The sequence below is a fragment of the Geodermatophilus maliterrae genome (assembly GCF_041018925.1).
GTDB classification, from domain to species: Bacteria; Actinomycetota; Actinomycetes; order Mycobacteriales; family Geodermatophilaceae; genus Geodermatophilus; species Geodermatophilus maliterrae.
The window spans coordinates 1-12043 of the sequence record NZ_JBFNXQ010000132.1 but is presented as its reverse complement, the minus strand read 5'-3'; the positions used below and the strand labels follow the sequence as shown (position 1 = coordinate 12043).

11 protein-coding genes are annotated in these 12043 nt (G+C 75.4%); 6 read left to right on the top strand and 5 right to left on the bottom strand.

Going from position 1 to position 12043, the window contains the following annotated elements; all coding sequences use genetic code 11:
• Positions 1–690, bottom strand: a 690-nt coding sequence (locus ABQ292_RS24335; RefSeq protein WP_369210289.1) for a DUF222 domain-containing protein, incomplete at its 3' end; no start/stop codon positions are given.
• Between the two features lie 191 nt (positions 691–881).
• Here ABQ292_RS24335 and ABQ292_RS24330 point away from each other — a divergent pair.
• Complete coding sequence (locus tag ABQ292_RS24330; RefSeq protein ID WP_369210288.1) at positions 882–1988, top strand: winged helix DNA-binding domain-containing protein; 1107 nt, start codon at positions 882–884, stop codon at positions 1986–1988.
• Positions 1989–2001: 13 nt separating this feature from the next.
• On the opposite strand, the gene ABQ292_RS24325 is transcribed toward ABQ292_RS24330, so the two are convergent.
• Complete coding sequence (locus tag ABQ292_RS24325) at positions 2002–3858, bottom strand: ABC transporter ATP-binding protein (protein WP_369210287.1); 1857 nt, start codon at positions 3856–3858, stop codon at positions 2002–2004.
• 50 nt (positions 3859–3908) lie between these two features.
• On the opposite strand from ABQ292_RS24325, the gene ABQ292_RS24320 reads away from it, so the two are divergent.
• Together ABQ292_RS24320 and ABQ292_RS24315 are read left to right on the top strand one after the other, a co-directional pair.
• Positions 3909–4343 (top strand): MarR family winged helix-turn-helix transcriptional regulator, encoded by a 435-nt coding sequence (locus ABQ292_RS24320; protein ID WP_369210286.1) that lies wholly within the window; start codon positions 3909–3911, stop codon positions 4341–4343.
• A gap of 112 nt (positions 4344–4455) precedes the next feature.
• Positions 4456–4884 (top strand): DUF1707 SHOCT-like domain-containing protein, encoded by a 429-nt coding sequence (locus ABQ292_RS24315; RefSeq protein ID WP_369210285.1) that lies wholly within the window; start codon positions 4456–4458, stop codon positions 4882–4884.
• A gap of 159 nt (positions 4885–5043) precedes the next feature.
• On the opposite strand, the gene ABQ292_RS24310 is transcribed toward ABQ292_RS24315, so the two are convergent.
• Positions 5044–5904 (bottom strand): GGDEF domain-containing protein, encoded by an 861-nt coding sequence (locus ABQ292_RS24310; protein ID WP_369210284.1) that lies wholly within the window; start codon positions 5902–5904, stop codon positions 5044–5046.
• A 243-nt stretch (positions 5905–6147) separates the two neighbouring features.
• Between ABQ292_RS24310 and ABQ292_RS24305 the strand changes: the two genes are divergently transcribed.
• The 3 genes from ABQ292_RS24305 (at position 6148) to ABQ292_RS24295 (ending at position 10555) form a co-directional block, all read left to right on the top strand.
• Positions 6148–6516, top strand: a complete 369-nt coding sequence (locus ABQ292_RS24305) for a hypothetical protein (protein ID WP_369210283.1) — start codon at positions 6148–6150, stop codon at positions 6514–6516.
• Positions 6517–6605: 89 nt separating this feature from the next.
• On the top strand, positions 6606–8672 hold the full coding sequence (locus tag ABQ292_RS24300) for a hydantoinase/oxoprolinase family protein (RefSeq protein ID WP_369210282.1): 2067 nt from the start codon (positions 6606–6608) through the stop codon (positions 8670–8672).
• A complete protein-coding gene (locus ABQ292_RS24295; protein ID WP_369210281.1) occupies positions 8672–10555 on the top strand; it encodes a hydantoinase B/oxoprolinase family protein in 1884 nt (627 codons plus the stop codon). The genes ABQ292_RS24300 and ABQ292_RS24295 overlap by 1 nt, the downstream gene beginning before the upstream one ends.
• A gap of 57 nt (positions 10556–10612) precedes the next feature.
• Here the strand turns inward: ABQ292_RS24295 and ABQ292_RS24290 are convergent, their stop codons facing one another.
• Together ABQ292_RS24290 and ABQ292_RS24285 are read right to left on the bottom strand one after the other, a co-directional pair.
• Positions 10613–11470 (bottom strand): hypothetical protein, encoded by an 858-nt coding sequence (locus ABQ292_RS24290; protein WP_369210280.1) that lies wholly within the window; start codon positions 11468–11470, stop codon positions 10613–10615.
• A 175-nt stretch (positions 11471–11645) separates the two neighbouring features.
• A complete protein-coding gene (locus tag ABQ292_RS24285; RefSeq protein WP_369210279.1) occupies positions 11646–11867 on the bottom strand; it encodes a hypothetical protein in 222 nt (73 codons plus the stop codon).
• Positions 11868–12043: the final 176 nt, after the last annotated feature.

Here is a 12043-nt window from a genome sequence, read left to right as displayed (position 1 = left end):
CGTGGCCACCGGCGCGGGCAGGTCGGCGGCCAGGGTGGCCATCCCGTCCAGCGGGGAGGGATAGCAGCGCACGTCGGCGTGCCGCTGCGCCTGCGCGCGCCGCCGGTCGACCGCGCCGGCGTCGAGCTCCAGCAGCAGCGCCAGGGCCCGCTTGCGCAGCTTGCCGGTCGTCAGTGAGGCCGCCTCCGGCAGCAGCCGGGCCTCGACCGTGCGGGCCACGGCCGGATCGGTGTGCTCCAGCACCTCGACCAGGGCCTTCGCCCGGGCCTCGTCCAGCTCCCCGGCGGCCAGCGCCGCCCAGGTCGCCGGCGGGTGGCTGCGGTAGGTCCAGGCCCGGTGCGCCAAGTGGGAGGCGGTGCCGCGGCCGCAGTTGAGCACCATGCCCAGCTCGGCGGGGGAGAACTCCGACACCCCGGGCAGCTCGGCATCCGGCGCCCACGACCCCCGGCCCCCGGGCGTGCCCGGTGCCGGGTCGGCGTCGTCGGGGCTGCCGTCGGCCAGGCCGAGCACCAGCTCCGCCTCGTAGGCGGCGGTCATCGCCTCCAGCGCGGCCACCCGCTGCAGCTCGGCGGCCTTCTGCTCCCGCGACAGCACAGACACCGGCAGTCGCGGCAGCTCCGGCGGCCGGGCCATGAGCAGGTCGAGCAGACCACCGGCCACCGGCGGCCCGACCTCCTCGATCTCCTGCACGGGACGGACCTACGACCGGGGTACGAGAGTTCGCGCAGGTCAGCGGGCTGTCGCGAGCACTCGGCTCCGGCAGCCGGACCTCGCTGCGAGGAGGTGGCCGGGTCGCCTCACCGTCGCGGTGCACGCGCCGGCCCGACCGGCGTCCGCGGCGCCCGACGCCCGGGGCACTCCAACCCCTACGGTGCGGAGCCGTGAGTGCACCCGTCCACCGTGTCCCGTCCCGCGACGTGCTCGCCTATCGGGTCGCCGCCCAGCAGCTGGACCGGGACGCCGGCACGGTCGCCGACACCGCCGTCCTCGACCTCGGCGTGCAGGACACCGGCACCGACGGCGGGCTGTGGGCGCTCGCGGTGCGCGGGGTGGACGTCGCGGCGCTGGACCCGGCCGAGCTGACCACCGTCTGGACGCTGCGCGGCGCCCCGCACCTCTACCGCCGCGCCGACCTGCCCGCCGTCGCGGCCGCCACCGCGCCGTTCTCCGAGGAGGACGCGGCCAGGCGGGTGTTCGACGCGGCCAAGCCGCTCAGGGCCGCGGGCATCCCGGTGCTCACCGCGCTGGACACCCTCGCGGCGGCCATGCGCGGCATCGTCACCGAGCCGACGGTCAAGGGGGACATGTCCCGGCGGCTCTCGCAGGTGGTCGACCCGCCGTACAACCGCTACTGCCGCCCGTGCGACGCCGTCCACTCGCACGAGCAGACCTTCCGTCTGTCCGCCCTGCGCGCCGGCCTGGAGCTGCAGCCGGGGACCTCACCGCCGGTGCTGCAGCCGGTGCCCGGGTTCGTCCCGGCGGACACCGTCCCGGACCGGCTCGACGTCGTCCGGGCCTACCTGCACCTGCTCGGCCCGGCGACGCCACAGCACGTGGCCGGCTACCTCGACGCGCCGGTGAAGGACGTGAAGGCGCACTGGCCGGGCGACGTCGTCGAGGTCGACGTCGACGGGCAGCGGCGCTGGCTGCTGGCCGACGACGCCGACCGGCTCGGGGCGCCGCTCCCCGCCGTCACCCGGCTGCTCGGCCCGTTCGACCTGTTCCTGCAGGCCCGCGACCGCGAGACGCTCGTCGCCGACCCCGCCCGCCGCAAGGCGCTGTGGCCGACCCTGGGCCGGCCGGGCGCGGTGCTCGCCGGCGGCGGGCTCGCGGGGCTGTGGCGCCCGCGGAAGGCCGGGTCCTCGCTGACGGTCACCGTCGAGCCGTGGACGCCGCTCTCCCCCGCCGTCCGGGACGCGGTCGGCGAGCAGGCCGAGCGGCTGGCCGCCTTCCGTGGCGTGCGCCTGAAGGCCGTCGACGTCGCCTGAGGACGGCGGGAGGTCAGGCGGCGAGGAGGTCCTCGTCGCGGTCGCCGGCGGCGACCAGGTCGGCGTACCGGCCGCCGCGCGCCAGCAGCTCGGCGTGCGTGCCCGACTCGACCAGCCGGCCGGCGTCGAGGACGGCGATGCGGTCGGCGTGCCGCACGGTCGAGAGCCGGTGGGCGATGGTGATCGTCGTCCGGCCGCGGCGTACCTCGTCCAGCGCCGCCTGCACAGCCCGCTCGGTGGCGGTGTCCAGGGCGCTGGTGGCCTCGTCGAGCACCAGGACCCGCGGGTCGCGCAGCAGCGTGCGGGCGATGGCCAGCCGCTGCTTCTCTCCGCCGGAGAACCGGTGCCCGCGGGCGCCGACGACGGTGTCGTAGCCGTCGGGCAGGGCGGCGACGACCTCGTGCACCTGCGCCCGCCGGGCCGCGGCCTCGATCTCGGCGTCGGTGGCGTCGGGGCGGGCGTGCCGCAGGTTCTCCCGCACGGTGGTGTGCAGCAGGTAGGTCTCCTGCGAGACGACGCCGACCACCTGCGCCAGCGTGGCCAGCCGCAGGTCGCGCAGGTCGACGCCGTCGATCGTGACCCGGCCGGCGACCGGGTCGGCCAGCCGCGCGACCAGCGAGGCCATCGTCGACTTGCCCGAGCCGGTCTCGCCCACGAGCGCCAGCGTGGTGCCGGCGGGGACGGTGACGTCGACGCCGGTCAGCGCCGGGCGGGCGCCGTCGGGGTAGCGGAAGTCCACTCCCTCCCACCGGACCTCGCCGCGCACGGACGCCGGGTCGAGCTCCACCGGGTCGGCCGGGTCGTCGACCTCCACCGGCAGGTCGAGGTACTCGAACACGCGGCTGAACAGCGCCATGGAGCTGGTCACCGAGACGCCGACGTCGAGCAGTCCCATCAGCGGCCGGAACAGCGCGCCCTGCAGCGTGGTGAAGGCGACCAGGGTGCCGATCGTCATCCCGCCGGAGGTCGCCGGCAGCCCGGCGAACAGGTAGACCAGCGCCGGGATGCCGGCGAAGACGATGCTCATCGTGGCCATCCGCCAGCGACCGGCCAGCTGCGACCGGACCTCCAGGCCCACCAGGTCCTGCGACGTCTCGGCGAACCGGCGGGACGCCGCGGGGCCGGCGCCGAGGGTCTTGCCGAGCAGGACGCCGCTGACGCTCAACCCCTCCTCGACCTGGCCGTGCAGGTCGGCCAGGTGCCGCTGTCGCTGCGCGGTGACCGCGCGGCGCATCCTCGCCACCTTGCGGGTGAGCGCGATGGCCGGCGGCAGGACGACCAGCGAGAGCAGCGACAGCCGCCAGGACAGCGCCACCATGGCCACCACGGTGCCGACGACCGTCGTGGCGTTCGCGGCCAGCGACGTCGCCGTCGAGGTGACCACCGACTGCATGCCGCCGATGTCGTGGGTCAGCCGGGACTGCACCTCGCCGCCGCGGGTGCGGGTGAAGAAGCCGAGCGACTGGCGCTGCAGGTGCGTGAACACCGCCGTCCGCAGGCCGTGCATCACGCGCTGTCCGACCGTCGTCGACAGCCAGGTCTGGGCCACGCCGAGGACGGCGGTGAGCGCGGTGACCGCGACCATGGCGGCGACGGCCCAGGCGAGCAGCCGCACGTCCTGGCGCGGCAGGGCCTCGTCGATGACCAGCCGGACGAGGAACGGCGTCGCCAGCGCGACGGCCGAGGAGCTGACGATGAGCGCGACCACGGTCGCGACCTGCCAGCGGTAGGGGCGGAACAGCGCCGTCACCCGGCGCAGGGGGACCGGCGCGCGCTCCAGCTGCGCCCGGTCCGCGGGGTCGACGGTGCGCCCGGAGCGCCCGCCGGGGCCGCTGCCGCGGCCCGTCGTCGTCTCGTCGATGCCGGCCACCTCCCGTCGTCGTTGGTGAGGCTACCTCACGGTCCGGTAACCTCAGGGCCATGGCAGCGCATTCCCCGGGGGCGGACGACGACCCGGCGGCGCTCGGCGAGCTGCTGGTGCGGGCCGCTCGCGCGCAGCGCCGGCGCTGGCGCGACGTGCTCGCGCCCTGGGACCTCTCCCCGCACCACGCGCGGGCGCTGCGGGTCGTGGGCGGCCGCGACGGCGTCCGGCTGTCCGACCTGGCCGAGGCGCTGCACATCGCGCCGCGCTCGGCGACCGAGGTGGCCGACGCGCTGCAGGCCCGCGGCCTGGTCGAGCGGACCCCCGACCCCACCGACCGGCGGGCCGTGGTGCTGCGGCCGACCGAGGCGGGACGGCAGGTGCAGGCCGAGGTCGACGCCGCCCGCGCTGCCGACACCCGTGACCTGTTCGACCGGCTGGCTCCCGCCGACCGCGCGGAGCTCGCCCGCCTGCTCCGCGCCCTGGCCGACTGAAGGACCCCCTCCGGGGCGCCGGGAGCGGTCAGCCGGGGGGACCCGTCGGCGAGCGGGCCGTCCACCGGACGACGGACCCCGGACGGCGGGCCGCGGTGCCACGATGCCTGCCATGACGGAACCGGTCCGCGCCGAGGAACTGAGGGTGTCCGACGCCGAGCGCAGCGCGGTGCAGGAGCACCTGCGCCGGGCGGTCGGCCACGGCCAGCTCGAGCTGTCCGAGTTCGACCAGCGGGTGCAGGCGGTGTGGGCGGCGCGCACCCGCGGCGAGCTCGACCGGGTCACCCGCGACCTGCCCGAGCCACCGCCCCCGCCACCGCCCGCGCCGCGGCACCGGGTCTTCTCCGACACCCCCGGCGGCACCACCATGCGGGTGCTCACCACCGTCTGGGCCAGCGTGCTCGCGGTGAACCTGGTGGTGTGGACGCTGGTCTCGCTCGGCGCCCTCGAGCCGGTCTACCCGTGGTTCATCTGGATGGCGCCGTCCGGGGCGGTCCTCGCCGTCCTGTACGCCACCGGGATCGGCCGGCCCCGCCGGTAGCTGCTGGCACGGCCCCCTCGCAGGGACCGGCCGCGAGCCCGGTGACGTGCTGGCACGGCCCCCTCGCAGGGACCGGCCGCGAGCCCGGTGACGTGCTGGAACGGCCCCCTCGCAGGGGCCCGCCGCGAGCCTGCGAGTGGCGGGGGGCGAGGGGGTCCTTCAGCGCTCCGCCCGCCGGCGCTGCCGCGTCTTGGCCCCGTACATGGCCCGGTCGGCGCGGGCGATCACCGCGTCGGGTGAGTCCCCGGGGTGCCCCACGGCCCCGCCCACGCTCACGCCGACCACGAGCGGGCCGGCCGCGGTCGGCACGGGGGCGGCCGCCTGCTCCTCCACCCGGTCGGCGAGCCGGGCCAGCTCCTCGTCGCCGCAGCCCGGGCAGAGCACCACGAACTCGTCGCCGCCGAACCGCGCGACGGTCTCGCCCGGCCCGGCCAGCGAGCGCAACCGCGCCGCGACCTCCACCAGGACGGCGTCGCCGACCGCGTGGCCGTGGACGTCGTTGACCACCTTGAACCCGTCGAGGTCGCAGAACAGGACGCCGCACACCTCGCCGCGGTCGGCGGCCAGCTGGCGGTCCAGCTCCTCGAAGAAGGTGCCCCGGTTCGGGATGCCGGTCAGCCGGTCGGTGCGGGCCCGCTCCGACAGCTGCGCCTCCCAGCGCCGCTGGTCGGTGACGTCGAGACCCACGCAGGCCACCGCGTAGGGCCGGCCGTCGTCGTCGGTGAGCACGTGGTTGCGCATCGACACCAGCCGGCGCCTCCCGTCGCCGGTGAGCCAGTCGCCCTCCTGGGGGTGCGCCCGGCCGGTCGCCATCGCGCGCTCGATGGCGTCGCGGGCGAGCTCCCGGTGCTCGGGCACCACCCACACGTCCCAGAACGGGCGGCCGAGCAGCTCCTCGGCCGAGCGCCCGGTCAGCCGCTGCAGGGCCGGGTTGGCCAGCAGGACGCGCCCGTCCCCGGCCACGACGCAGACGAGGGCGTCCGTGCCCTCGACGAACTCACGTGCCAGCCGGCCGTCCACTCAACCCGGTGCGCCGGGCCCCGCACCGGGCCCGCGACGGTCGGCGCCGTCCGGCCGGGGCGCCCCCCGGCACCCCCTGTGTCCGATGGCCATGTCGCCTCCTCCACGGCGCGCCCGGAACGGCGCACCGGAGGGCATGACACCACGCACGCCGCGGCCCGTCGATCCGGCGCGGCCGGTGCGACGTCCCTCCCGGCGCCGATGCCTCGGCCCTGAGGTACCGAGGGGAGGAGGGCCCGCCGGGTGCGGATCGGCATCGACACCGGCGCCACCTCCACCGACGCCACACCGGTACGGGATGCCGTTCCGGCCTGCCGCGCGGCCCGCCGGGCGGAAGCCGAGGCGGCCGCCGGGTGCCTGGCCGCCTTCCGCGGGGTACTGCTCGAGGACGTCCACTTCGACCGAGGAGAGGCCATGACTGGTCCCGACGACGCCTTCCTGGCTCCTGATGACGCGCTGCGCGGCTTCGACGACGACAGTGACGTCGAGGCCGGGACGGGCGGCGATGAGCGTCCCGGGACGGACGACGTCGAACGCCCGAACCCTGGCGGAGCCGCTGTCGAGGACGCCGGCCGCTCGACCGGCCCCGTCGAGGGCGGGACCGAGGGGTAGCCGCCCCGACGCGACGAGAGGGACGGGGGGGCAGCGACCCGCCGGCTGGTGCTTCCCCGGGCGGTACCTCAGCTCTAAGGTATCCGCGCATGGAACCGCGCCGTGTCCGCATCGGCATCGACACCGGTGGGACGTTCACCGACGTCGTCGCCGTCGACGAGGAGACCGGCGCGACGACGACGACCAAGACGCCGTCGACGCCGGCCGACCCCGCCGAGGGGTTCCTCACCGGCGTCGGCAAGGTGCTCGGCGCACTCGGCCTCGACGGCGGCGCGGTCACCGCGGTCAGCCACGGGACGACGGTCGCCACGAACCAGCTGCTCGAGGGCCGGCTCGACCGGATCGGCTTCATCACCACCGAGGGCTACGAGTCGGTGCTGGAGATCGCCCGCCAGTCGGTGCCCGACGGCTACGGCAACAGCTACTTCTGGGTCAAGCCGCCGCGGATCGTCCCGGCCGACCTGGTGCGGACCGTGCGCGGCCGGCTGGACCCGACCGGCGCGGAGGTCCGGCCGTTCGACCGTGACGACGCGGTCGCCGCCGCGCGCTTCTTCCGCGACGCCGGGGTCACCACCATCGGCGTCTGCCTCCTGCACTCCTACGCCGACGACGCGCACGAACGGGCGGTGCTCGACGTGCTCCACGTGGAACACCCGGACGCCGTGGTGTCCATCAGCTCGCGGGTGTTGCGCGAGTACCGCGAGTACGAGCGGTCGGTGACCACCCTGGTCGACGCCGCCGTGAAGCCGCGGGTGGGCGCGTACGTCACCGCGATCCGGGAGCGGCTCGACGGCCTCGCGCCCGGCGTGCCGTTCTACGTGATGAAGAGCAACGGCGGCGTGCTGTCGGCTGCGGAGGTCGTGCACCAGCCGATCACCACGATGCTGTCGGGCCCGGCCGCGGGGGCGCTGGGCGCCGCGCTGATCGCCGGGACCGCCGGCTTCGACCGGGTGCTCACCCTCGACGGCGGCGGCACCTCGACCGACGTCACGGTGGTGGTCGACGGCGAGCCGACGCTCACCACCGAGGGCTCGGTGGGTGCCTACCCGTCGAAGATCCCGATGATCGACGTCGTCACCGTCGGTGCCGGTGGCGGCTCGATCGCCTGGCTCTCGCCCGAGGGCACGCTCAAGGTCGGCCCGCGCTCGGCCGGCGCCGACCCCGGCCCGATCTGCTACCCCTCCGGCGGGTCCGAGCCGACCGTCACCGACGCGCACGTCGTCCTCGGCCGCATCCCGCCGCACCTGCTCGGCGGGGAGATCCCGCTGTCGGCCGACGCCGCCCGCGACGGGCTGAGCGCCCTCGGCGACCGGCTGGGGTTGTCGCTGCAGCGGACGGCGCTGGGCATCCTCGAGATCTCGGCGTGGAACCAGGCCAACGCGCTGCGCCAGGTGACGGTGGCCCGCGGCCTCGACGTCCGCGACTTCACGCTCACCACCTTCGGCGGGTCGGGATCGCTGCTGGCCTGCCGGCTCATGGACGTCCTCGGCCTCCCCCGCACGCTGGTGCCGCCGAACCCGGGCAACGTCAGCGCGTTCGGGCTGCTGACGGTCGACGTCCGCAACGACCACGTGCAGACGGCGATCCAGCGGCACGCCGACCTCGACCTCGCCCGGGTCCGGGCGGGGTACGCCGCGCTCGAGGACGCCGCGCGCACCGCCCTGGACGGCGAGGGCTTCGCGCGAGCGGAGCAGGAGGTGCAGCGGAGCGCGGACCTGCGCTACGTCGGCCAGGCCTTCGAGGTGCGGGTGCCGGTGGCCGCCGGTGAGCTCACCCCCGCGGCCGCCGACGACGTCGCCGCCGCCTTCCACGCCGCGCACCGGCGGCTCTACGGCTACGACTTCGCCGACGACCCCCGGCAGGCCGTCGAGTGGGTGAACCTGCGGGTGAGCGGGATCGGGCCGATCCGCCGTCCGGACGTGGTGGAGCTGCCCGCACGGGACGGCGGGGTCGAGCGCGCCGTCACCGGCTCGCGGCAGGTCTGCTTCGACGAGTGGGTGCAGACGCCCACCTACGACCGGATCCTGCTGGCGCCGGGCGACGTCGTGGCCGGCCCGGCGGTCGTGGAGGAGTTCGGCTCGACGGTGCCGGTGCACCCGGGCTTCGCCGCGACCGTGGACCGCTACGGGAACCTGCTGATCGAGAGGGCCGCCTGATGGACAGCCGACATCGCGGTACCGGCACCTCCGGGGCCGCGGACCCGGTTCTGGTGGAGATCGTCGCCGGCACGCTGGCCGCGATCGAGAAGGAGGTCGAGACCTCCATCGGCCGGACGTCGCGGTCGCCGATGATCCGCGACGCGCACGACTTCCGCGCCGGCATCCACGACCGGCAGCTGCGCAAGCTCACCGGCCGCTCCTACTCGGCGCTGGTGCACCCCGTGGTGCGCGACCACCCGATCGCGACGATGCAGCCCGGCGACGTGTTCTTCCACAACGACGTCTACCTCTCCGAGGGCGGCATCGGGCACCTGCCCGACCTGTGCGTGACGGTGCCGGTGTTCGCCGACGTGGACGGCGCCCCGACGGTGGTCGCCTTCGTCCAGGCGTTCGGCCACCACGACGACATCGGCGGCGCGGTGCCCGGGTCGATGCCGAGCGCGGCGACGTCGGTGTTCGAGGAGGGGCTGATGGTCCCGCCGATCAAGCTGTGGGACCGCGGCGTCCGCAACGAGGCAGCGCTGGCGATCATGACCCGCAACTCCCGGATGCCCGACTCGCTGGCCGCCGACCTCGACGCCGAGTGCTCGGCCTGCCTGGCCGGCGCGCGGCGGCTCGGGGAGCTGTTCGACCGGTACGGGGTGGCCGCCGTCGAGGCCTGCTTCGACGCGATCCTGGCCAACTCGACCGAGGTGTACCGCCGGGAGGTGCTGTCCCAGATCCCCGACGGCACCTACGTCTGGGAGGACTACGCCGAGCACGACGGCGTCGAGCCGCCGAAGCTGCACCGCCAGCGGATCACGCTGACCATGGACTCGGCCGCCGACGTCCCGCTGACCATCGACTTCACCGGCACCGGCCCGCAGGCCAAGGGCCCGATCAACCACTGCGGCGACTACGCCGACGGCAACTTCCTCAAGAAGTGGCTGGCGCCGATCCTGCGCAACCTCGCCGAGACGCCCGAGCGGATGGCCGAGCTCGACGTCAACGAGGGCGTCGTCCCGCTGATCGAGATGCGCTTCCCGGAGAAGGGCACGCTGCTCACACCGGTCTTCCCGGCGCCGACCAACGCGCGCACCTTCGTGATCCTGCGGCTGCTCGGCGTCCTCGCCGGCGTGCTGGCCAAGGCCACCGGCGGCCGGATGCCGGCCGACCAGGAGACGATCCGCTACACCGGCGTGTACGGCACCGACGCCGACGGGCAGCCCTACCTGATGCGCGAGGTGCTCGGCGGCGGCTCGGGCGGTCGGTACTACGCCGACGGCGAGGACACCATCCACGTCGTCCCGGACTCGCGGAACCTGCCGACGGAGTTCACCGAGAGCCGCTTCCCGCTGCGGGTGGAGCGGCTCGGCCTGGCGCTCGACTCGGGCGGACCCGGCCGGTACCGCGGCGGCTGCGGCTACGAGAAGCACGTCCGGGTGCTGCGCGACGCGCACTTCATGTCGATCGCCGACCGCTCGATCCTGTCCTGCTGGGGCGTGAACGGCGGTCGCGCCGGCCGGCCGTTCCAGGTCACCGTCGACCCCGGCGGTCCGGACGAGCACGACGTCGACGCCCTCGCCGACGCCGAGCCGCTGCCGGCCGGGACCGTCGTCCGGATCCGGACGACGGGGGGCGGCGGGTGGGGCGACCCGCTGGAGCGGCCGGTCGATGAGGTGCTGCGCGACGTCGCCTGGCGCAAGGTCTCGGTGCCCGGCGCGCGCGAGGACTACGGCGTGGTGGTCCGCGGGGACGGCACGGCCGACCCCGGGGCGACCGACGCGCTGCGGGCCTCGATGCGCGCCGCCCGCACCGGGGACGAGCCGTTCTTCGACCGCGGCCCCGGCTACGCGCTGCTGTCCGGCGGGGCGACGTCCAACGAGTTCGACGTCCTCTGAGGGTCTCCTGCCCCCTCGTGCTCTGCCCGCCATCGGGAGCAGAGCACGGGCGGCGGGTCAGCAGACGGGCTGCCGCTCCGTCCCGGCGAGGGCGAACTCGAGACGGACGTCGTCGGTGCGCGGGAGGAGGACGGCGGCTCCGCTCCTCGGCGTCCACTCCGCCGGCAGCAGCAGGTAGTGGTCACCTGCCTGCTGCACCAACTTCAACCCGTCGTACCGGAAGCGATAGGCTACCTCGGACTCCCCGGCGACCGCGCACGGCACCTCCACGACCCCCGGGACGTCCAGGCTGAGGCTCCGCTCGCTGAACACCACCGCGTCGGGCCACCCGGCCATCCGCTCCAGGAGGTCGAGGGCACGTCCCTGTCCCACGCCACCCGCGTAACTGGTGACCGCCCAGAAGAGCCCGACGGTGACCAGGACGAACACCGCTCCCCACTCGGCCACCCCGATCCCCGGCGCCTGGGCGGTCGTCGCGTCCTCGTCCCGGGTCCACACCGAGCGGGCCAGGTGGACTCCGTAGACGAGCAGCAGCACGCCGATCGACAGGGACAGTCCTCCGGCCTCCGGGACCTGACGCACCGGCCGGGTCCCCGTGAGCACCGTGGCGACCGCGACGGCGACCAGCACCGCCCCCGTCGTCGCTGCGGCGGGGGCCACGACCCGCAGGATGCTGCGCCGGTCGTCGCCCGGCAGTCGGTACACCACCAGGCGGTGGGCCCACAGTCCGACGAGAGCACACAGAGCGGCGATCGCTATCGGGACGAAGAGCCCGTCCGCGCTGCGCACGAGGAAGTCGGTCGGGGTCAGGTCGAGGACGGTGAAGTTGACCCCGAAGTAGCCGAAGAAGGCGGCAGCGTGCTGTCGGCCGAAGTACAGGAGCAGCGCCGTGACGGCCGTGGTCGGCGCGATCACCGCACCGGCCGTCCTGAGCAGGTGCGCCAGAGCCTCACCCGTACCGGCGTCCGAGGTCGCCGCGGTCCCCTGGTCATCGGACGCCCGGCGGCGCGCCGCGCCCCGACCGGTCGGCCGCGGGGAGCGGCCGTCCGAGTCGCGGCGCCGAGCTCTGGCGCTCGTCATCCGGCCGGGGCTATTCCGTCGGCGGGCACACGGAGAACACCACGACGATCTCCGTGAGCTCCGTCTCCGTCGACGGCGCGATGTAGTCGAACCTCTCGATGCACAGCGGAGGGACCCGGCTGGCGACGTCGGCAGGGTCGAGGGTGACCGTGCAGATGCCCTCGCACCGCGACCTGTAGTCGTTCACCAGCTCGTCGTCGTAGGGGCTGCTCACGTCCTCGAAGACGGGCACGTCGGCAGGGATGCCCGGTCGACCAGCTCCGCCCTCCATCTGCGGGTTGTCCGTCTCCGAGTCCGGCGTACCCGGACGGGGTTGGGCGGCACCGACGTCCTCGTCCTCCTCGGCAGGCGGTGGAGCCGGAGCCGGGGCGGGAGCCGGGGCGGGGGCCGGGGCCGGAGCGGGGGCCG